This is a genomic window from Actinomadura sp. NPDC049753, from assembly GCF_040674655.1.
GTDB lineage: Bacteria > Actinomycetota > Actinomycetes > Streptosporangiales > Streptosporangiaceae > Spirillospora > Spirillospora verrucosospora.
Genome location: NZ_JBFARL010000001.1, coordinates 63,198 through 82,052 on the forward strand (window position 1 = coordinate 63,198; position 18,855 = coordinate 82,052).

Consider the following 18,855-nt stretch of genomic DNA (forward strand, 5'->3'; position numbering starts at 1 on the left):
CGCTGAGTGCCTGTTCAAGAACGCCCCGCCGGCATCCCCGGGTTCGTGGTCGTCCCGCGCCGCTGGATGGTCGAGCGCACCCTGTCCTGGTTGGTGCGCGCCCGCCGCAACGTCCGCGACTACGAACTTCTCCCCCAGCGTTCCGAAGTCCACCTGACCTGGGCAGCGATCACCTTGATGACCCGCCGCCTCACCCGGTCGACCCCTCGCTGACCCGCCCCGGCGACCGCCCATGGCAGCACCCGGTCGGCCAGCGGCAGGCTCCAGCGCCGCCCGGCGCAGGCCCGGACGGCCCCTCCTCCGACACGGGCGGCCTGCGATGGAGCCCATGGACCGCCGGTCTGCCTATGTCGGCCGCGCCGGGTGGTATTCCGGTTGTCCGGCCGGCCGGTACACGTGCACGCCCTGTCCGAGAAGCACGGGTACGACCAGCAGCGTCAGTTCGTCGACGAGGCTGGCGGCGAGCAGTGAGCGGATCAGGGTCGCGCTCCCGTGCACCTGGATCTCGCCCGATGACGATTTCTTCAGTTCCCTGATCGCCGCGGTCGCATCCCCGCGTCGGCGGGTCCGGGACGGCGTCGTAACGATGCCGCTGTCCAGCGGCTCCGGGGCGTGGGGGGCCTTCACACAGGTGCATCCACCAGCGCCTGGGAAGCCGATCAGGCAATGGATCCACCCGGGCTGAGACTGGTTCTACGTGATCGCCGGACGGATGCGGCTCCTCATCGGCGAGGACGAGCTCATAGGCGACGCCGTCGAGTTCGACACGCGCGTGCCACACGGCTTCGGCAACCCCGGGCCCGAGGTCCTCGAAGTGCTCTGCACGTTCAACCCCGACGGAGCGAGGCTGCACAGCCGGGCAGTCGAGCCGGGAGAGACACCTGACATTGCCGGCTGAATATCCGGCCGCGCTCCGCACGACCATCGACGGGCTGCGGGCCGCCGGCGTCTCCTGGACCGACATCGCCGAGACATGCGGAATCTCCGGCCGCGACGCCCACAGCCTCGCGACCGCGCTCCCGGCCGGTGCCGTCCAGCCCCTCAAACCGGGTGGGGAGCATGGGACGGCCCTCTACGCCCACGTCGTCCAGATCAGCGACGACCGCGAGGACTGGACGGCAGAGCACGGCGGCTCGACGGGCAGCGCGCACTTCGACGGCGACCACCAGGACCTGGCGGACACGCTCCTGGCCGACCGGCTCAATGAAGCGAAACGCCAAGGCGGCCACGCCCGCTATATACGGGTCGTGGTGTGGGAGGGCGACCGGCCAGGCCACATCAGCTCGGCCACCGCCGTCGCAGAGCCCGCACACCGAGCCACCGGCCAGGACTTTCCGGCCGGGCGCTCCCAGCAGCTCGGTCAGCAGACCACCTCGCAGCGGGCGGCGCCCCAGCGTGTCGGGAAGGGCGCCCAGGCGGGCAAGCGCCTCGGTCTCCTCCACTCCTCTGACGAAGGTCAGACAGAAGATCTCACCGAGCGACTCGCCCCACTCGACGTCCTCGTCCGTCATCTTGAGCATGGCTCCTCCGGAGCCGGTCGCGCTCGTCCACCGCGACCTGGCCCGCCCCGTCGTCGAGCGACCCGTCGAGCGTCCCGACCCGCTCGATGGCCTGCCGCCGGGCGCCCGAGCACCTGCGGTCGTGGACGGTCGTTCCGGTACCGGACTAGCGGCGGTCGGCATCGGCCGAAGAAGCAGAAAGGGATTGCGTGACACGTGTGCGGGCGGAGGACATCGGGCCGCTCGGCGAAACGCCCCCGTCATCTTCACCCACCCCGGGCCTGGCGGATCCCCGTGCGATCGAGGACGCCGCCGCCGGGTTCACCGGCTGGGCGCGTCCAGCATCAAGGCCACGCTCGCCCGCCCACTCCGGTCAATGCTGCGTGGAGTTCGGCCCGCGCGGCGAATGAGTCCGGCGTCCGCCTCCAGCGTCTTCAGCCGGTCTATGGTCATTTCGTCGGAAACGTGCGGGAGGTCCGGGTGGCGGTAGGGCGGGTTCTGGCGGCGGGCGTGCTGGCGGGTGGGATGCTGACAGCGTGCGGGCCGGGAGGCTCCGAGTCGTTGCTGGACGGGCCGACCCTGGTGGTGGGGGTGCGGCCGGACCTGCCGGGGCTGGGGCTGCGGCGACCGGACGGCCGGTTCGAGGGGTTCGACATCGATGTCGCACGGTACGTGGCGGACCGGCTCGGGAAGAAGGTGCGGTTCGTCCAGGTGCTGGCGTCTGAGCGGATCACGGCGCTGACGTCGGGGCGCGCCGACCTCGTCCTCGCGACCCTGTCGGTCACGCCCGAACGCAAGACGCAGATCGCGTTCGCCGGGCCGTACTACATGTCCTACCAGGACGTGCTGGTCCGGGCGGACGAGCGCGGCGTCAAGGGCGTCCGGGACCTGACCGGGCGCCGGTTCTGCGCCGTCGAGGGAGCCGACCCCATCCAGCGGCTGCTGGCGGTGCGCGGGATGACCGCCAGGACCGTCCCCGCCAAGAGCTATGACCAGTGCATGAACATGATCAAGGGGCGCACGGTGGACGCGATCACGACGAACGACGTCATCCTGGCCGGCCTCGTCCGGCGGGAGGGCCGCGGGTATCGGCTTGTCAACGCGCGGATCAGCGAGCAGAACACCGGCATCGGGCTCCGCCGCGGCGACGTCGAGGGGTGCGAGGCGCTGAACCGGGCGATCACCCGCATGTATCAGGACGGGACGGCGGCGAGGTTGATGCATCGGTGGTTCGGCGGCACCGGGCTTGACCTGTCGATCATCGAGGTGCCGCAGTTCGAGGGGTGCGTCTAGGTGTACTGCCCAGGCAGGTTGGTTGAGGTTGTGTGACGACACGGTGTGAATGTGCGTGAAGGGTGAAGGCCTCCGGTTGTGGAGTGGCGTGGCGGGCCCCGGACCGCCGCTGACCGGACCGCCCGCTGCGCTGCGGAGTTGTCGGATCGGATCGCCGGGGGCGGGCACGGCGATCCGATCCGGCCGCCGCCCGCGTTCTCAGCGAATCCGTCATCGCGATGTGCGAAGGAGGCGATCGGGGCCAGGATTCAGGCGGCGCGGGCAGCATGGGGACGTGCTGATGTCCGGACACCGGTGGGCGCGCGGCGTCGCAGACGCGGCCTGCCGCCTGGCGGCCGCTGCGATCCGGCTCGCGGAGCTGGTCGCCGCGCATGCAACCCATGTCGCCGACTACCACCGCGCCCGCGTGGTGGTTCGTCGCGCGCCGACGCCCCCGGCGCCATCGGACGCCTTTCCCTGGGACAGGGTTGCCGCACACGCCCGCAGCGTCCACAACCTCCCGGAAGAGATCAGTTCTCGCGTGTCCAGGCGGGCGTGATCCGCACCTCGCGGAGGCGCCAGCCCGCCGGCGTCCGGGCTGCGGTGAAGTGCTGTCGCAGGCCGCCGGTGAAGTGGGGTGCCTGACCGTCGCGGTAGTAGTACACGGTCGAGTTCGCCGAGACGGCTGCCTGGTCGCCGTCGAGGTCCACCAAAAGGTCAGTGGTCGTGTGCTGGGCGTGCTGCCCCTCGACCTCACTCCGTCGCATGAAGCCGACGACTTTGTCGATGCCGCAGAGTTCGCCCCCGCGCGGCGAGTGCACCGCCACGTCGTCGGTGAAGACGGTGTCCGCATCCTCCCACCGTTTCTCGTCGAGCAGGAGCGCGAAGCGGGTGAGCAGGTCGGCGATCTCGATACGGTCGCCGATCAGATCATTGGTGGACATGACTTCCTCTCTCGTTCCAGAGGGCGGCGATGTTGTGTTCGTGCCGGTTGGCGGGTTTGGAGGAATCAGGGCTCAGGGGACGGCCAGCACCGCCTTGGCCCTGTCCAGGACGGTGCCCAGGACGCGGCCTGCGACGGCCAGATCCTCGGCCGGCAGGTCCCCCCACAGTCCCTGGGTGATCGGGCCGATCGCGGCGCGGACCTGCGTCCAGCGCGTCTGCCCTTCGTCGGTGACCTGGACGCGGCCGTCGCCGCCGTCGCGCAGGAACCCTGCAGCGGTCAGTTCGGCGATGCGTTCGGTCACGGACGCCTGGCTGAACTGTGTGGCGCCGCTGACGCGGCGGATGAGCTCGGCTCGGTCGATGGCCCCGCCGCCGACCACGGTCATCGTGAGGGTCACCCACTGGGGCTCGGTGATGCCCGTCCCGGCCAGCTGCCGGTCCAGGATCGCGTTGAGCGCCTTCTCGGTCTGGCCGATGAGCGCGGTACCGAAGGCCGGGGCCGTGGTCGTCATGATGACCTCCATCACGTTTCCGAAACTAACGTTCGGGCGACTAACGTTTGCGTCGTGAACGAAGTTACATCGTTAGTCGGACTAACGCAACCAGGTAGGATCGGTTTCATGACCAGCAGAGCCGAACCTGCGGACATGCCCAACGAGGGCGAGATCAAGACGCCGGACAGACTGCGCCGACGGGCCAGTCGCCTGCTGTCACAGGTGTCCGGGCACTCGGACCGGCTGATAACCGAGGGGCTGGCCCACGCGGACGCCCGCAAGTGGCACTACGCCGTGCTCGCCTCGTTGCAGGAGTACGGCCCTGGCAGCCAGGCGACGCTGAGCCGGCGCACCGGTATCTACCGCAGCGACATGGTCGGCGTCCTCAACGAACTGGCCGAGCGCGGCCTTGTCGAGAGGGCGCCCGACCCCGACGACCGCCGCCGCAACGTCATCACGATCACCGCCCAGGGCCGCCGACACCTGCGCCGCCTCGACAGGGTCCTGGACGACCTCCACGAAGAGCTGCTCGCCCCGCTGCTCCCCGCCGAACGCGACCAGTTCGTGCAACTACTCACCCGCCTACTGGACCACCACACCCAGCAGGCGCCCCCAAGCCCCTGACCCCAACAGGGCTCGCCCGCCTGCGAAGAAGAGCGAGGGCCGGGGTCGTGACGGCCGCGGGCCGAGTTCGATGTCCAGGTCGGCGGCGAGATCTGGGAGCACTCCGCCGACGAGGTCCGCGGCGACATCGTGCGAATCGCCGACACGGTGCGCGACATCCTGCGCCGCTCCGACGAGGGGGATCGACTGCCGAGCGAGGTGGCGGCCGAGATCGTCGCGGAGCGGCTCGCCGCAGCGCCGTCTGGATCGACCGAGGGAGTCCGTGCATGACCGAGTTGCTCGGCCGTCCCGGCGTCATACTCCCGAAGCTGACCCCAGCCCCAAGGCCCTCCGCTCGGGTCCATGCGATGAGCCCCAAGGTAGGGCGTCCACGTAGGTCACGGCCGTCTCAGAACCGTCTGTCAGAACGCCGACGTTGCGAGAGGAGTTCTGCGAACGGCGACCTGCGAGAACGCCTTGCCGGACGTACGACGCGCTGACCTCGCGCAATCGACCGTTTGTCAGAGCACCCACCGTGACGACGGTTACACGGTCTTCTTGTGGCCTCGTTCGCGGTGGGAGAAGGGTGATCTCCCAATTTCCTCCCACCGGGCCACCGGTGGCCGACCCCGGAGCCACGAAGCCGCCCCATGCGAGCGAGGTTGCGCGCTGCCGGTTCGGAACCCGTGACCTCTTCGGAGCTGCGACAACGCCAAAGAGGCCTGCTCTTCATACGAGCAAGCCTCTGACCTGGCAAAACGTGGGCGATACTGGGTTCGAACCAGTGGCCTCTTCGGTGTGAAGCAAAGCAGAGAAGTCGATCTGGGTCGATCCGAGTCGAACGGGGAACCTCTCACCTGCACAAACGCCCTGACTACGTCGCGTTGAGTCGATCGGGGCCTGACTGCGGGGGCTCCCAAAATTGGCTCCCGCAGCTCCCCGACTGCAGGAAAGGGGCCCGTGCTCTTCCGGAAGCCGCCACCCTGGAGACACGTGACCCACGGTGACCCCTACCCGTAGGCTGAGCGAGCCGAAGCCAATCAAGGTCCGTGGTCGAGAAGCAACCGCGGAAGGTCGGCGGGGTCGACGCCGGCCCGTTCCAGGAGCTCCCGCGCTGCCGCCGGCGTCCGCTCGAGGGGCACCGGCCCGGCGACGAGACCGACCCTGGGCGGTCCCTCGCCACCGATCAGCCGTGACTCCGGTGTGGCCGACGGCGGGACGCGGTACACGCGCCATCCCGGCCACATGGCGCGTGAACCGGCGACGGCGAGGTGGGGCCGCTGCCACGCGACGAAGGTCCAGCGGCCGTCCGCGACGGCGTGCACGAGGGCGGTCTCCAGGTGCCGTCCGAGGAGGGTGGCGACGCGGGCCGCGACCGGGACCGGGTTGCTGAACTTCCCGGCGACCCGGTGGATCCCGTCGTCTGATTCCAGCGTCAGTTCCTAGGGCGAGCGGCGTGCCGCGCCCGTCGGTCAGCACGTGGTGCTCAGAGCCTGGCTGGCCCCGGTCGACCGGGCTCTGACCGGTTTGGGCCGCCCCTAAGCGCGCGGACGGGCGAGCTGTCGATCACCGCCCTGGACCAGTCCAGCTGCCCGCGGCGTGCAGTTCCTCCAGCAGCAGCCGGTGCAGCCGCTCCCACATTCCGGCCTGGCGCCATTCGGCAAGTCGGCGCCAGCACGTCATGCCCGAACCGAACCCCAGCTCCTGGGGCCGGAACTCCCACGGGATCCCGGTGTGCAGCACGAACAAGATCCTGCACAGCACCTTGCGGGCGTCCAACCGCTTACGCCCAGGGTGGTGTTTGCGGCGCTCGACCTTCGGCAGCAGCGGCTCGATCCGCTCCCACAGGCTGTCGGCCACGATCCACGGAGGTTCCTCACCCTTGCGCACCCGCCCACACCACCCCCCGACATCACACCATGTCGCATCATATGCACATTCTGTTACGATCTCTAAGGGGCAGCCGCTCGCAGGAGCGGCTCGGCCCTTAGGTCTGGTTCGTGGTGGTGTGTCGGCGTCGTGAACGCTGGCGACTCAGGCCGCGGGCGGGGCAATGTGCCGGTGGGTGTCCGGGCGCCGGATGGCTCACGCGCCTGATCGACGGCGGGCTCTGCTTCTCACTCGATCTGAGCCATCGCATACTAGAACCTCCGCAGTGGCCCGTGTCGTCGATGCAGGTCTGGCGGCCCTGCTCCCAGTCGTCGGTGAGGGCGGCTGTGGCGCAGCCCCCCGCCAGGCGTAGCCCGATGAAGATCACGATCGGGTTTCGGGAGGCAACCTGGTCGCCGGGCCGGGCGTCCTGATCAACGCTGATCACCGCGCCCACCCAAGGGACACTCGTGCTTCGTATCGCCACCACCGGGATGACGACCGTCCTCATCCTCGGCACATTAACGGCCGCTCCCGCCCTCGCCGACGGGACGGCGTCCATCGCGCTCGCCGCCCAGGCCGCTTCCGTCGACCCCGACAACCCCACGACCACGATCACCGGGAAGGTCGCCGCAGCGGACGGAACCCCCGCCGCGAGCATCCCGGTCGACCTGTCCACGAACACCGGATGGGGCTCGGTCGACGACGCCACCACCGCCGCCGACGGCACCTTCACCGCGACGCTGAGGCCCAACGGGGCGAGCGACTCGGTGAGCGTCTGGGCCGATGTGCCGTCGCTCGGACTCCACTCCGACACGGTGACCGTCCAGGTCGTCCATGGGAAGACGCAGACGACCCTGATCGGGAGCCGAGCCGGCCTGGACGAGGGCCAGCCCCTCACCCTCAGCGGTCAGGTCACCTACCAGGGCAGGCCGCTGTTCGGACGGACGGTCGTCATCGACCCCGCCGTCGACCCGTCCCGCTGCACCACCCCCATGTACACCTTCCGGGCCAGCACGGACGCCGAAGGCCGGTTCAGCAGCACCATCAAGCCGTCCTGCACCGCGACCTATGTCGCGCGGTCACAGGCGGCCGGTTTCTACGAAGGCTCCACTGCGGCCATCCCCGCGGTCAGCGTCCGCCCGGCCACGAAGACCTCGCTGTCGGCGATCATGGACGCCTACGGGCGTTTCCGGGCGCAGGGCACCCTGTACGCGGCCTCCGCCGGCGGAGACGTGAACGGCAAGCAGGTGCTCCTCGAATACTCCCCCAACGGCCGCACCGGCTGGCAGACCGTCCGCCGGATGAAGACCAGCTACGGACAGTTCAGCGCCTCGTTCAACGTGAACAACTCCGGCTACTGGCGGGCTCGCTTCGCCGGGGACACCACCGCGGCCCCCTCCGTCAGTTCCGTGCGCAAGACATGGCGATGGTCGACCAAGATGTCCAAGCTGAAGGCGTCCTCGACCAAGGTCCGCAAGAACCGCTACATCACCGTCTCCGGGACCCTGAGCCGCTACTACAGCAGCAAGAACCGTTTCGGCGCGTTCCCCGGCCAGAAGGTGCGCATCATCTTCCGGTTCCGCGGCAAGAAGACCTGGTACCACGTCAAGTGGGTGAAGACCAACAGCAAGGGCCGCTACACGGCCAAGGTCCGCGCCTACGGCGACGGCTACTTCGCCGCCACTTTCGCAGGCACCAGCGACACCTGGGCCGCCGGCACGCCCAATGACCGCTACGTCAACACCTACGCCGTCCCGTCCCCCAGCGGCCGGTCCGGCCCACCGCCCGTCATGACCGTTCTCCCGTGGCGAGGCGACCAGTAGCCATCGCGTCAGGCCACAACCGCCGCTGACCGGCGGGGGACGTCCCACCCCGGGCCTTCCTCCGTCGGTCTGCGGTCGGCCCTGTCCCGCGCGCCTGACCCGCCACCAGTCACCTGTCGACCGCGAGTGGTCGGGCCTGGACCGCTGCCGCTTCCATACCGACGCGCCCTGATCCCGCGCGCCCACGCACACCGCAGACGATCACGAGACCGACATCCCTCCCGCAGATGAGGATCACGAGTGGAAGATGATCTTCTTTAGCGTGGAATCGACGGCTCGGGACACCCATCCTCCTGGCTGGTCAGGGAGTTTCGTCAGCACCCCGAGATCCGATACCACGCCGGCGAGCAGCCTGGGGTGAGGCGGCTGGCGTCGGTGAGGTTCACCTTGAAGGGCGCCGACACCTCGCCCAGGACGGCTGCGACCGGGCGCCCACGGTCGTTGTAGCGGATGCTCAGCCCGGCATCCCGGACAGCGCGCTGCGCACGTTCCCATTCCTGTTGCGATTCCGGCACGACACTGGGGTCGAGAGCGTGAGCGGCCGTCATCTGCTGGCGTGCGGCGTCCAGCCACGCCGCCGCGATGCGGGCGATGCGCTCCTCGCTGCTGGCCGCCGGGTCGAACAGTCGGCAGGTGCGCACGGCGCCCTCGTGGACGATGCGTGACAGCGACACGCTCGGCCAGGTCAACACCGGTTCCCCTGCCAGTGTCCGTTCGATCGCGATGACGTGGTTGAGGATGTTGCTCAACGCGAGCTGAACATTCAACTCCGCCCGCCGCAGCAGCCGACGGCGCGCCGATCGGAACTGCCGGTCGGAGCGGACGACCCATGAGCGCGATCACGGTGATGGTCAAGGGCCAGCGCACCGGCCGCGAGCAGCGTGACGCTCCTGAGGCCCTGCGGCGAGCAGCAGCGTCAGCACCGCAGGTCTCCGAACGTTAGGGAGACGCCGGCCATCCACTGCTGCCCTGCGGGGGGCTCGGAGCTGACACGTGCTCATGTCATCGTGCCGGCTACCCCTTTGGCATCACCTCCTCTGGGTGATGCCAAACGCCTGCGGCCTTGACGAGCGGCCAGGTGCCAAAGCTTGCGCCGTTGGCCGCTTGTGCTGCCTCCCGAGTGGCGCGGGACACGAAAGGAGCAGGCCTGGACGCAGCACCGGACGTCTGGCGCGCGATGGACGGCACCGACGGGCCGACGGCACTCCGATCTCTGGCGCGGGCGAGCGAGGAGGTACTGACCTTCATGTCCGAGGCCGCGCTCCGGTCACCCCTGATCCGCCGCTGAGGCCAACGGATGGGGATCTCCCCGGCGCGGTGAGCTCCGCGGCTTTCTTTCCATACTCATGGTTTTTCCATAGATAAGGGCAAAGCTGCCGCTAGCTATCGTTATTTACAAATTTGTCGCGTTTGTATTTGCGTGAGCCTCTCGCGAGTGGGAGGAGCCGTCATGGACAAGGCGCGGGCGCAGGGGACGGCTCCCGGTCGCGAGCGGCCGAGAGTGTCATCGCCTGTCCCCAGGACGAAGGTGTCGGTTCCCGACCGGCATAGCTGGGTCATCACCCGCAGCCGCCTGATGGAGCGGCTGGAGAAGGGGACTCGGGGCCCGCTCACGGTCGTGACGGGGCCGCCCGGTGCGGGCAAGTCGATCCTGACGGCCTCCTGGGCGGCGACGGGCCGCAGACCCGGGCCGGTCGCCTGGATCTCCCTGGACGAGACGGATCATCGCCCGGAGGTGTTCTGGGATCTGGTGGTCGCGGCGCTGGAGCAGGCGGGCGTGGCCGACATCCCGCGGCGTTCCGTAGGAGGGCATGAGATCTTCTGCGCGCAGCTCGCGTTCGCCCTCTCCGGCCGTGCGGCTCCCGTTGTCCTGGTGCTCGACGACTTTCATCCGCCGCCGGGCTCCGATCTCGTCCGTGACGTGCCTCGCCTCCTCAAGGCGGCGGGCCCGGTGCTGCGGCTCGTTCTGGTGTCCCGGAGCGACCCGCCGCTGCCGTTGCATCGCTACCGGCTGACCGGTGAGCTGGTCGAGATCCGTGGCGGGGATCTGGCGTTCGACGTGGGCGAGGTGCGCGAGCTGCTCGCCCATCATGGGGTGCGGGTGACGCCGGCCTCGGTCGGCGCCTTGTGCGAGCGTACCGAGGGATGGGCCGCGGGCCTGCGGTTGGCCGCCATGACGATGGAGGCGTATCCGGATCCGGACGGGTTCGCGGCGGCGTTCGCCGGTGACGGCCACGCCGTCGTCGACTACCTCGTCGCGGAGGTGCTCGACGCGCAGCCCGCGGCGGTCCGCCGGCTGCTGCTCCGGCTTAGTGTCGCGGAGCGCTTCGACGCGGAACTGGCGGTGGAACTGGCCGGGCCGGAGGGGGGAGAGCTTTTTGCGGCCATGGTCCGCGAAAACGCCTTCATCGTCCCTCTGGAGCACGGGTGGTACCGCTATCACGCGGTGCTCGGCACGGCACTGCACCTCACCCTTCGTCACGAGCATCCGGCGGACGTGGCTCCACTTCATCGGCGTGCGGCGGAATGGTTCAGCCGTGCGGGGCTGCTGGAGGAGGCCGTCGGGCAGGCAGTGCTGGCCGGGGACCTGCCCTACGCGTCCCGGCTGACGGTCGACGGGCTGGCGATCGGCCGCCTGCTCGGCCTGTCGCACGGTCGGTCGTTCGCCGGGCTTCTCGCTGACGTCCCGGACCGCGCGGCGACGGGGGAGCCCGAAGCGGCGCTCGTGGCCGCCGCGGTGTGCCTGGACCGAGGCGATGACGATGCCTGCGCCGAGCACCTGGCCAGAGCCGAACGCCTGCTGGCGGGCCTGCCGGACGACCGGGCGGTCCCGGCACGGCTGACGGCCGGACTGGTCAGGCTGGTGGCCGCATGCCCCGCGCGGCCCGAGGAACTGCGTGATCTGGTCGAGGACCTGGACCGGATGCTGGCCGCCCTTCCGCGGACGCGGCCGCGCGAAGTGCAGGCGCTGGTCCGCTACGCGCACGGGCTCTTGGAGTTGCACGCCGGGCGCCCAGGACACGCGGAAGAGCAGTTCAGGCGCGCCCTGCCGGCCGCGGAAGAGGGTGGAGATCTTCAGCGTCGCCGCTGCCTGGGCGCCCTTGCGCTGGCGGAGGCGCTCAAGGGCGGCTTCCGGTGGGCGTCCCATCTGACGACCCGGGCGGGACAGCTGCCCGAGCTCTCCACCAGTCCCGGCGGGCACCGGGCCGCGGTCGTTCATCTCGCCTGCGCCTGGGTGGCGCTGGAGGACGCCCGCTTGGAGGAGGCGCGGGACGAACTGCACAAAGTTCGCGTGTCCGACGACTCCTCCCGGGGTGGTCTCCTCGCGAGCCTGCACGATCTGCTCTCCGCGCGCCTGGACTTGGCAGCCGGCCGGCCTGATCGGGCCCTGAAAGCGCTGGACGGCATCGGTGAGGACGTCGCCTGGCCATGGCTGCGGCGCCGGATCCGGCTGGCCGAGGCCGAGGCGCATGTCGCGGAAGGCAGGGTGGCGGACGGGATGGAGGCCGCCAGGGACGCTGGGGGCGCCGCGGGAGCGGTCGCGCTCGCCCGCGCCCACCTGCACGAACGGCGACCGGGGGCGGCGTCGCGCGCGGTCCGCCCGGTGCTGGCGGAGTCCTCCGCACCCGCCGCGGTACGGCTTGAGGCGTGGCTGCTGGACGCGTGTCTGGCCTACGGCGAGGACGATCGTACTCGGGGCCGCCGTTCGCTTGAGCGTGCGCTGCGGCTGGGCGAACGCGAGAAGATCAGGCTGCCCTTCGCTCTCGCCCGCGACTGGCTGTTCCCCGTGCTGCGGCAGGACCCGGAACTGCTGCGGCCGCACCGGCGGCTCATCGAGCCCATCGGCCCGGTGCCCGGCCCCGAACCCGGCCAAGCCCCGGATCCAGCCGTAGTCGGCACGCTGAGCGAACGGGAACGGGAAGTGCTGACACTGCTCTCCCAGATGCTGACGACGGACGAGATAGCCGAGGAAATGTGCATCTCGGTGAACACCGTGAAGACGCACCTGAAGAGCATCTATCGCAAGCTTGCGGTGACACGCCGGGGCGAGGCCGTGCGCCGCGCGCACCGGTACCGGCTGCTGTGACCTCGATCCGGGGCCACCGCACGGTGATGAGGGGACCCGGGCTTACGCCGGCACCCGGCGAACTTCGATCAACTCGAACCCGAGCGCCTGGATCCGTTCCAGGATTCCGTAAAGGGCCGCCTGGTCCAGCCCCCGGCCGCGCATCACGGTCTCACCGGGCCGGAAGGTGATGCTGAGGTCCTCGAAGGCGAGCCGGAACGAGTCGCCGAGCCGTCCGCTGATCCTGATCTCGTAGTCACACGTCATCTGCCGCGTGCCGTCACCCGGCTTGGCCACATCGCCTCCTCTCCGTCCGCCCGGCGTGGCGCAGCATACGCAGGCGCGGCCATGGGCGGGAGCTGATCGGTCACCCCTGGGAGCGACGATCCTGCAATCCGGGAGACGCCGCATCCTCCCGGGCGGGTGAGTTGGCTGCGGCCGGTCAGTGCGTTCATCCGCCGCGGGTGAGTCACCGGAAGACGAACGCCGCGACGCTGGCCTGGTCGAATGGGGGAAACAGGTGTCATCGGAATTGAGAGGTCATCGCACCGGTGACGGGCATCTCGGGCAGCGCTGGCTCGCGGGCGATGGGCCGGTGATGCCGCTCTCCGGTTGCAGGCGGCACCGGTGGCGAAAGATCCGGGATGCGCGGCAGCGGACGATCGCGGTGACCTGGCTCGACGACGCCGAGACGGTGGACCTCGGCACTTTCCAGGCCGCGGTGGAGCTGGCCGAGCGATGCGCGGACTCGGGGGCGAAAGTCGAGCACGCGCTGGGGACGACCGGTGCCCGCCTGGATGACGCCTGGTGCCGATTCCTGGCTGAGCGGGACGTCCTGGTCGGACCGGTCCCGGAGGGCACCATCGATACCAACGGCCGCGAGACGGGCTGCGCGGTCGGCCGCCGGCCGGCCGGAACCGCCCGGCTGTTGCGACGGCACGGCGTGGACTGCAACCTGCTGTACCCCGTGCACGGTAGCAACGCCGACCATTCGATGCAGGTGTACCGGTACTGCTGGGACGAGGTCGGGGTGCGGCACGTTCAATTCATCCCGGTCTTGGAACGCGTCGGCGAGGTCCGCGGGGCTGGGCGTTCCCGGGCAGGCCGTGCCGCCGTCTCGAAGCAGACCGTCCGCCCGGAGCAGTGGGGGGCCTTCCTCGCGGCGGTGTTCGACGAGTGGGTGCGTCGGGATGTCGGGCAGCAGTTCGTCCACCCTTTCGAGCAGGCGCTGACGGCCTGGACCGCCGCCGCGTGGTCCCCTCACGCGGCCCGCCCCCGAGGGGAGCGGCTGCCACTGTACTGCCGATGCTGCCCGGTGCTGCCCGGTGCTGTTCGCCTGGGGGGGATGCCGTCCCGGCAACCGCTTCGCCGAGTCACCGGATGGTGAGTTCGGACTTGATTACCTGTGCGCGGGATGCCGGAAGTTCTTCGACCACATCGCCCAGCCGATGCAGGTCATGGCCGCCCTCCTCCGCAGCGGCCGCGACGTGGCCGAGGTCATGACCGTCATGGCGCGATACGACCGGGAGCGGCGAGCCGAACCGACATGGTGACAGGCGCGTCCTCCGCGGCGGTCTGTGCTGTACACCCCGGGTGGGAAGGAGGCGCGGCTCTCATCCAGGGCGGGTGATGCCGCGGATGGCCGGGCGGGCCGATGCTGGAGACTCCGATCGTGTTGTGAGGATGCCAGTGGACGAGCGGCGAGTGGACGGGCAGCGAGTTGCCTTCGAGCTCGGCGGACGTGAGCGCGCGGACTACGCGGGCGCGGTGTACGGGTCTTTGCTGGCCGCGTCCGTGATCGTGGGCGCGAGCCCGCGGCGCGAACCGGCGCCCGCCCTGGAGCTCGTCGTTCTGCTGCTCGCGACCGGGCTGGTGTTCTGGCTGGCGCACGTGTACGCGGGCCTCGCCGGGGACCGGCAGCACGGCCTGCGCATGAACTGGCCGGAGCTCAGCTCGGTCGGCCGGCGCGAATGGCCGCTGGCCCAGGCGGCCATCCCGCCGGCGGTGGCCGCCGCCCTCTGCTGGGTGGCCGATCTGTCCGACTCGGTGGCCTCCTGGACCGCACTGCTCGTTGCCCTTGGAGGGCAGGTCGGGTGGACCGTGGCCGCTGGGAGGCGGGCCAACGCCACCATCTATCTGATCGTTGTGTCAGGGGCGGTCAACCTGCTGCTCGGCGTGCTCATCGTCGTGCTCAAGGTGACGCTCGCCCACTGACGGGCGGGCGACCTGACGTTCGCCGCCACACCGGTGCGGTAACGCGGTACCAGCCCGCTCAAGGTGTGTCGTCCATCTCGTGCTCAGGCGGTGCGGTTTGGGAGGTGACCGCTCACCGGCTTCGCCCAGCGGGCGGCTCCCTCTCCCTCTGCCCGGCGGTGGCCGTGCCAGGGGGCCGGTCGCCGGGCGCGGGCGGCGTGCGCGGCAGTTCGCGGGTGAACGCCAGCGCGCCCAGTACCAGGAGCGCGGTGGCCAGGAGTCCCGCCTTCAGCGACAGGATCTGCGCCTTCCCGTAGTCATCGACGATTGCCTCGGCGGTGGCGTCGTCGAGGCCCGCCTTCCGCGCGGCCGCTTCGATCTGGCCGGTGGCGACGAAGTCGACGCCGGTGCCGACGGCCACGCCGACCTGCTCGGCGACCTGGGCGCTGATGCGCTCGTCCTGCTCGACCTTCGACACGAACGCGCCCGTCAGTCCGGCCAGAACGATCGCCCCGATGAGCGCGATGCCGAGCGAGGAGCCGAGCTGCTGGCCCGTGTACTGCAGGCCGCCCGCCTCGCCCCGGCCGGACCCGTGTACCGAGGACTGCACCAGGTTCCCCAGCTGGGAGACCATGAGTCCCATGCCGGCGCCCAGCGTCCCCATCGAGATCGCGAAGGCCAGGCCGGTCAGGTCCGGCTGCACGGTCGCCATCAGCGCGAGGACCGCGCCGCCGGTGACCACCAGGCCGGTCCGGACGATCGCACGAACCGAGAACCGGGACGACAACCGGGACCCGGCCGCGGAGGCGATGAACATCATGACGGAGACGGGCAGCATCCTGACGCCCGTCTCCAACGCGTTCATGCCGAGGACGAGTTGCAGGTACAACGGCATGACGAAGAAGACGCCCATCAGGATGAGGTTCTGGGCGAACAGCCCGATCAGGCCGGCCCGGATGGGCGCTGACCGCAGCAGGTCCAGGTGGAGCAGGGGGTCGCCGTCTACACGCTCGCGGTGCCGCTGCCAGGCGGTGAAGCCCCAAAGGAGCGTTCCGCCGACCGCGATGAGGAGGAGGGTCGGCGACAGGCCCAACGGCTCGACCGGGGGGTCCTTCGGCCGGACCCAGCCCCAGGTGCTCGACTCCAGGGCGCCGAGCACGATCGCTCCCACACCGCAGGCAGACAGCGCAGTGCCCACGAGGTCCAGGCGAGGGCCCGGACGGCCGCGGGAGTCCTCGGTCAGCAGGCGCGCCGCCAGCAGTACACCCACGACCAGGACCACTTCGCCGACGAAGATCACGCGCCAGGTCAGCTCGGTGGTCGCCCAGCCGCCGAGGATCGGACCGACGGCGATCCCGGCGCCCGCGACCCCGCCTATCATGGCGTAGGCGGCCTTGCGCTCGTGGCCCGTGTAGTTGTCGGCGACCAGGGCGACCAACGCGGGCAGGACCAGCGCGGCGCCGATGCCCTCCAGCAATGACCAGCCGACCGCGAGGACGGCCAGGGTCGGGGCCGCCGCGGTCAACGCTGATCCGCAGGCGTAGACGACCAGGCCGGTGACGAAGGCGCGGCGCCGGCCGACGATGTCGCCGATCTTGGCTCCGGTCAGCATGAACATGGCCATCACCAGGCAGTACAGGGTGATGACCGCCTGGATCGCCGGGACCGTCGTGTCGAAGTCGTCCACCAGCGTGCTGATCGAGACGTTCATGACCGACTGGTCGAGGACCATGACGAACTGCGCGGTCGCCAGGACGACCAGCGGCCCCCATCGTCCCATCGTTCCCTCCGATGCGTCCTGCCCCGGCGGCGTTCCGCCCGCCGCCCATCGCGCCGGCCGTCAGGCGGTGTCGGCGGTGACCCGGCCGGAGCGCGTGGCGTCGGCGAGGGCTTCGCGGTCGCGTTCGTTCTGGTCGGCGTAGGCCTCGGCGAACTCCGCCAGCGCCCGGTCGAAGGTGTCGCCACCGCCGAGATAGGCGCCGATGGCGATCGGGTCTCCGGAACGGGCGTGCGCACGGGCCAGCGAGGCGCCGCAGAGCCGGCCGAAGATCGCCATGATCTCGGGTGTCATGGTCTCCGGCTGCGCGATGCCCTTCCAGTCGCGCAGCTGACGGACGTAGAAGTCGCGGCGCCGGCCGTCGATCCCTTCGACGGTCTCCCAGCCGAGGAAGATGTCGGACGCGGCCTGCATCAGCCGCTGCCCGGCGACGACTCGCTGCCCCTGGTCGGTGTAGTCGCTCGCCCCGGCGTACGGGGCCAGTACCGACGTGCAGGCTTCCTTGGCCTGGAGCAGCAGCGGATCGTCGTCGTCCCGTCCCAGCAGGAGGACGATCCAGCAGCGGGTGCCCACGCTGCCGACCCCGACGACCTTGCGTGCCATGTCGGCCACCCGGTAGCGCCCGAGCAGGGCCCGGCGCTCGGAGGAGAGGCTGCGGCCGTAATCCTCGATCAGTCGGCGCAGCACCTCTGCCAGCCCGTCGCCCTCGGCACCGGGAAGCAGATCGCGGACCGGAGTGATCAGCGGCGGCTCGGGAGCGATCCGCCGCACACCCCCGTCCATTCGGGTGAGCTTCGCGACGGCCTGCAGGTTCGTGCGGGTCCGGGCGCGGGCGGCGGCAGCGGAGAACCGCCGGCGGGCGCCGTCGCTCAGCCGCTCCGCCCGGATCGAACTCAGGTCGTCGGCGTTGTCCTGTGCGTACCAGACGTCGAGGGTGCGCATCGCGGCGAACTCGCGCATCCGCTCCCGGTAACCCCGAACGCACCGCCGCACGGCGGCGGCGCGATCCCGGGCCGAGAATCCGTTGGCGCGGCCGGCGATGACCAGGCTCGTGGCGAGCCGCTTGACGTCCCACTCCCACGGGCCTGGAAGCGTCTCGTCGAAGTCGTTGATATCGAACATCAGGTGCCGCTCGGGGGAGGCGAGCAGCCGGAAGTTCAACATGTGGGCGTCACCGCACAGCTGCACCGGGATCCCCGTGCCGGGTCCGGCGCCGAGATCGGAAGCCATGATCGCCGCGGCGCCCCGGTAGAAGCGGAACGGCGACTGCAGCATGCGGCCGTAGCGGATCGGCACCAGTTCGGGGATCCTGGCCGCGGACTGCGACTCCAGGATGTCGACCGGATCGGGCCGCCCGCCGTCCGGCTCGAACCGTCCGTGGCTCGAACGGGGCACCTTCGCGCGCGCCCGCTTCCCGCATGCCGCCCGTTCGGCCGGCGTCAGGGCGGCGGTGCCAATGGTGCTCATGGGCGAGACCCTCTCGTCGAACGTACTGAGGGCATCGTCGTCGAGGTCACGGCCGGAAGGCTTCACCCGCATGAGGTGATTTCCGGCCGATGACAGAGCCCGGCCGGGAGACCGAGTCACCTGCCGAGGACGACCCTCACGGGCCGCGGCCCCCGGGGAGGCCTGCCGTACCGCCGAGGCCGCACTTCCGCCGGACCAATAGTGCGCCGCACGTCGGGAGCCACCCGCTGCGGGTGATCCGGACAAAGGCCGGAGGCATGGAGCATGGGCCGTATGGGATGCGCAGGGCCCACGACTGGAGGACCACATGAACGAGCTCGCCAGCGCCATCGCCGCAACGGACTACCCCCTGCTGAACGTCTTCTGGACCATGCTCTGGTTCTTCGTGTGGGTGCTGTTCTTGATGCTGCTCTTCAGGATCATCGCCGACATCTTCCGCGACGACCGGTTGAGCGGCTGGGGCAAGGCCGGATGGTCGATCTTCGTGATCGTGCTGCCGTTCCTCGGCGCCTTCGTGTACCTGATCGCGCGCGGCCGGGACCTGGGAGAACGCGACCTGCGAGCGATCCAGAAGCGCGATGAGCAGTTCCGCGCCTACGTCCGCGAGACCGCCGGGACCTCCGGGACAACGAGCACCGACGAGCTGGTCAGGCTGGCCGAGCTCAGGAAGCACGGCGACATCAGCGAGGTGGAGTACCAGCAGGCGAAGACCAGGGTGCTCACCTGATCCCGCCGTCTGTACACGCCTCGACCCCGCACGCACGTGGACGAGGTGTTGCGCGGCCGGAGGTTCGGATCTTGGTATCGGGTGGAGCGACGACATCCGCCTTCGGCGGAACGGCCG

Annotated in this window: 19 protein-coding genes, 1 tRNA gene and 1 pseudogene; 10 read left to right on the plus strand and 11 right to left on the minus strand. The window is 70.2% G+C overall.

Going from position 1 to position 18,855, the window contains the following annotated elements:
* Positions 1-39: 39 nt before the first annotated feature.
* Positions 40-207 (plus strand): annotated as a pseudogene (locus AB0K37_RS00335) (IS5/IS1182 family transposase); the annotation flags it as partial.
* Positions 208-345: 138 nt separating this feature from the next.
* Here AB0K37_RS00335 and AB0K37_RS00340 read toward each other — a convergent pair.
* Positions 346-627: a dihydrofolate reductase family protein gene (locus tag AB0K37_RS00340; protein ID WP_363972460.1), complete on the minus strand. Its 282-nt coding sequence runs from the start codon at positions 625-627 to the stop codon at positions 346-348.
* A 70-nt stretch (positions 628-697) separates the two neighbouring features.
* Between AB0K37_RS00340 and AB0K37_RS00345 the strand changes: the two genes are divergently transcribed.
* Positions 698-898, plus strand: coding sequence for a hypothetical protein (locus AB0K37_RS00345; protein ID WP_363972463.1), 201 nt, complete (start codon positions 698-700; stop codon positions 896-898).
* Here AB0K37_RS00345 and AB0K37_RS00350 read toward each other — a convergent pair.
* On the minus strand, positions 828-1,520 hold the full coding sequence (locus AB0K37_RS00350) for a hypothetical protein (RefSeq protein WP_363972654.1): 693 nt from the start codon (positions 1,518-1,520) through the stop codon (positions 828-830). The genes AB0K37_RS00345 and AB0K37_RS00350 overlap by 71 nt on opposite strands.
* 459 nt (positions 1,521-1,979) lie before the next feature.
* Between AB0K37_RS00350 and AB0K37_RS00355 the strand changes: the two genes are divergently transcribed.
* Positions 1,980-2,792 (plus strand): transporter substrate-binding domain-containing protein, encoded by an 813-nt coding sequence (locus AB0K37_RS00355; protein ID WP_363972466.1) that lies wholly within the window; start codon positions 1,980-1,982, stop codon positions 2,790-2,792.
* A 509-nt stretch (positions 2,793-3,301) separates the two neighbouring features.
* On the opposite strand, the gene AB0K37_RS00360 is transcribed toward AB0K37_RS00355, so the two are convergent.
* Positions 3,302-3,715, minus strand: a complete 414-nt coding sequence (locus AB0K37_RS00360) for a nuclear transport factor 2 family protein (protein WP_363972468.1) — start codon at positions 3,713-3,715, stop codon at positions 3,302-3,304.
* A gap of 72 nt (positions 3,716-3,787) precedes the next feature.
* Positions 3,788-4,228 carry a hypothetical protein gene (locus AB0K37_RS00365; protein ID WP_363972471.1) on the minus strand — a complete coding sequence of 147 codons (441 nt, stop codon included), beginning with the start codon at positions 4,226-4,228 and terminating at the stop codon, positions 3,788-3,790.
* A 108-nt stretch (positions 4,229-4,336) separates the two neighbouring features.
* Here AB0K37_RS00365 and AB0K37_RS00370 point away from each other — a divergent pair, with 108 nt between their 5' ends.
* Together AB0K37_RS00370 and AB0K37_RS00375 are read left to right on the plus strand one after the other, a co-directional pair.
* Positions 4,337-4,834 (plus strand): MarR family winged helix-turn-helix transcriptional regulator, encoded by a 498-nt coding sequence (locus tag AB0K37_RS00370; protein WP_363972474.1) that lies wholly within the window; start codon positions 4,337-4,339, stop codon positions 4,832-4,834.
* Between the two features lie 129 nt (positions 4,835-4,963).
* The gene (locus tag AB0K37_RS00375) at positions 4,964-5,104 is read left to right on the plus strand and encodes a hypothetical protein (protein WP_363972477.1); all 141 of its coding nucleotides are present in this window, start codon (positions 4,964-4,966) and stop codon (positions 5,102-5,104) included.
* A 470-nt stretch (positions 5,105-5,574) separates the two neighbouring features.
* Here the strand turns inward: AB0K37_RS00375 and AB0K37_RS00380 are convergent.
* The 3 genes from AB0K37_RS00380 to AB0K37_RS00390 all read right to left on the minus strand — a co-directional run bounded on the left by AB0K37_RS00380 (position 5,575) and on the right by AB0K37_RS00390 (position 6,673).
* Positions 5,575-5,684: transfer RNA gene (locus tag AB0K37_RS00380), tRNA-Ser, on the minus strand.
* 169 nt (positions 5,685-5,853) lie between these two features.
* On the minus strand, positions 5,854-6,138 hold the full coding sequence (locus AB0K37_RS00385) for a hypothetical protein (RefSeq protein ID WP_363972479.1): 285 nt from the start codon (positions 6,136-6,138) through the stop codon (positions 5,854-5,856).
* A 241-nt stretch (positions 6,139-6,379) separates the two neighbouring features.
* The gene (locus AB0K37_RS00390; protein WP_363972482.1) at positions 6,380-6,673 is read right to left on the minus strand and encodes a transposase; all 294 of its coding nucleotides are present in this window, start codon (positions 6,671-6,673) and stop codon (positions 6,380-6,382) included.
* A gap of 479 nt (positions 6,674-7,152) precedes the next feature.
* Between AB0K37_RS00390 and AB0K37_RS00395 the strand changes: the two genes are divergently transcribed.
* Complete coding sequence (locus tag AB0K37_RS00395; RefSeq protein ID WP_363972485.1) at positions 7,153-8,508, plus strand: hypothetical protein; 1,356 nt, start codon at positions 7,153-7,155, stop codon at positions 8,506-8,508.
* Between the two features lie 314 nt (positions 8,509-8,822).
* Here the strand turns inward: AB0K37_RS00395 and AB0K37_RS00400 are convergent, their stop codons facing one another.
* Positions 8,823-9,257 carry a hypothetical protein gene (locus AB0K37_RS00400; protein WP_363972488.1) on the minus strand — a complete coding sequence of 145 codons (435 nt, stop codon included), beginning with the start codon at positions 9,255-9,257 and terminating at the stop codon, positions 8,823-8,825.
* A 779-nt stretch (positions 9,258-10,036) separates the two neighbouring features.
* Between AB0K37_RS00400 and AB0K37_RS00405 the strand changes: the two genes are divergently transcribed.
* Positions 10,037-12,595, plus strand: a complete 2,559-nt coding sequence (locus tag AB0K37_RS00405) for a LuxR C-terminal-related transcriptional regulator (RefSeq protein ID WP_363972491.1) — start codon at positions 10,037-10,039, stop codon at positions 12,593-12,595.
* Between the two features lie 42 nt (positions 12,596-12,637).
* On the opposite strand, the gene AB0K37_RS00410 is transcribed toward AB0K37_RS00405, so the two are convergent.
* Positions 12,638-12,871, minus strand: a complete 234-nt coding sequence (locus AB0K37_RS00410; protein ID WP_363972494.1) for a hypothetical protein — start codon at positions 12,869-12,871, stop codon at positions 12,638-12,640.
* Between the two features lie 148 nt (positions 12,872-13,019).
* Here AB0K37_RS00410 and AB0K37_RS00415 point away from each other — a divergent pair, with 148 nt between their 5' ends.
* Together AB0K37_RS00415 and AB0K37_RS00420 are read left to right on the plus strand one after the other, a co-directional pair.
* Complete coding sequence (locus tag AB0K37_RS00415; RefSeq protein WP_363972496.1) at positions 13,020-13,961, plus strand: hypothetical protein; 942 nt, start codon at positions 13,020-13,022, stop codon at positions 13,959-13,961.
* A 302-nt stretch (positions 13,962-14,263) separates the two neighbouring features.
* The gene (locus AB0K37_RS00420; RefSeq protein WP_363972498.1) at positions 14,264-14,788 is read left to right on the plus strand and encodes a hypothetical protein; all 525 of its coding nucleotides are present in this window, start codon (positions 14,264-14,266) and stop codon (positions 14,786-14,788) included.
* A gap of 112 nt (positions 14,789-14,900) precedes the next feature.
* Here AB0K37_RS00420 and AB0K37_RS00425 read toward each other — a convergent pair whose 3' ends face one another.
* Together AB0K37_RS00425 and AB0K37_RS00430 are read right to left on the minus strand one after the other, a co-directional pair.
* On the minus strand, positions 14,901-16,547 hold the full coding sequence (locus AB0K37_RS00425) for an MFS transporter (protein ID WP_363972501.1): 1,647 nt from the start codon (positions 16,545-16,547) through the stop codon (positions 14,901-14,903).
* Between the two features lie 60 nt (positions 16,548-16,607).
* Positions 16,608-18,011 (minus strand): DUF2252 domain-containing protein, encoded by a 1,404-nt coding sequence (locus tag AB0K37_RS00430; RefSeq protein WP_363972504.1) that lies wholly within the window; start codon positions 18,009-18,011, stop codon positions 16,608-16,610.
* A 307-nt stretch (positions 18,012-18,318) separates the two neighbouring features.
* Between AB0K37_RS00430 and AB0K37_RS00435 the strand changes: the two genes are divergently transcribed.
* Positions 18,319-18,738, plus strand: a complete 420-nt coding sequence (locus tag AB0K37_RS00435) for a PLDc N-terminal domain-containing protein (protein WP_363972507.1) — start codon at positions 18,319-18,321, stop codon at positions 18,736-18,738.
* The last annotated feature ends 117 nt before the right edge of the window (positions 18,739-18,855 follow it).

Bases quoted from the DNA above. Each gene is read 5' to 3' on its own strand.
- AB0K37_RS00350 (WP_363972654.1), bottom strand. From the start codon at position 1,520: ATGCTCAAGATGACGGACGAGGACGTCGAGTGGGGCGAGTCGCTCGGT.
- AB0K37_RS00435 (WP_363972507.1), top strand. From the start codon at position 18,319: ATGAACGAGCTCGCCAGCGCCATCGCCGCAACGGACTACCCCCTGCTG.
- AB0K37_RS00370 (WP_363972474.1), top strand. From the start codon at position 4,337: ATGACCAGCAGAGCCGAACCTGCGGACATGCCCAACGAGGGCGAGATC.
- AB0K37_RS00425 (WP_363972501.1), bottom strand. From the start codon at position 16,547: ATGGGACGATGGGGGCCGCTGGTCGTCCTGGCGACCGCGCAGTTCGTC.
- AB0K37_RS00430 (WP_363972504.1), bottom strand. From the start codon at position 18,011: ATGAGCACCATTGGCACCGCCGCCCTGACGCCGGCCGAACGGGCGGCA.
- AB0K37_RS00365 (WP_363972471.1), bottom strand. From the start codon at position 4,228: ATGACGACCACGGCCCCGGCCTTCGGTACCGCGCTCATCGGCCAGACC.
- AB0K37_RS00360 (WP_363972468.1), bottom strand. From the start codon at position 3,715: ATGTCCACCAATGATCTGATCGGCGACCGTATCGAGATCGCCGACCTG.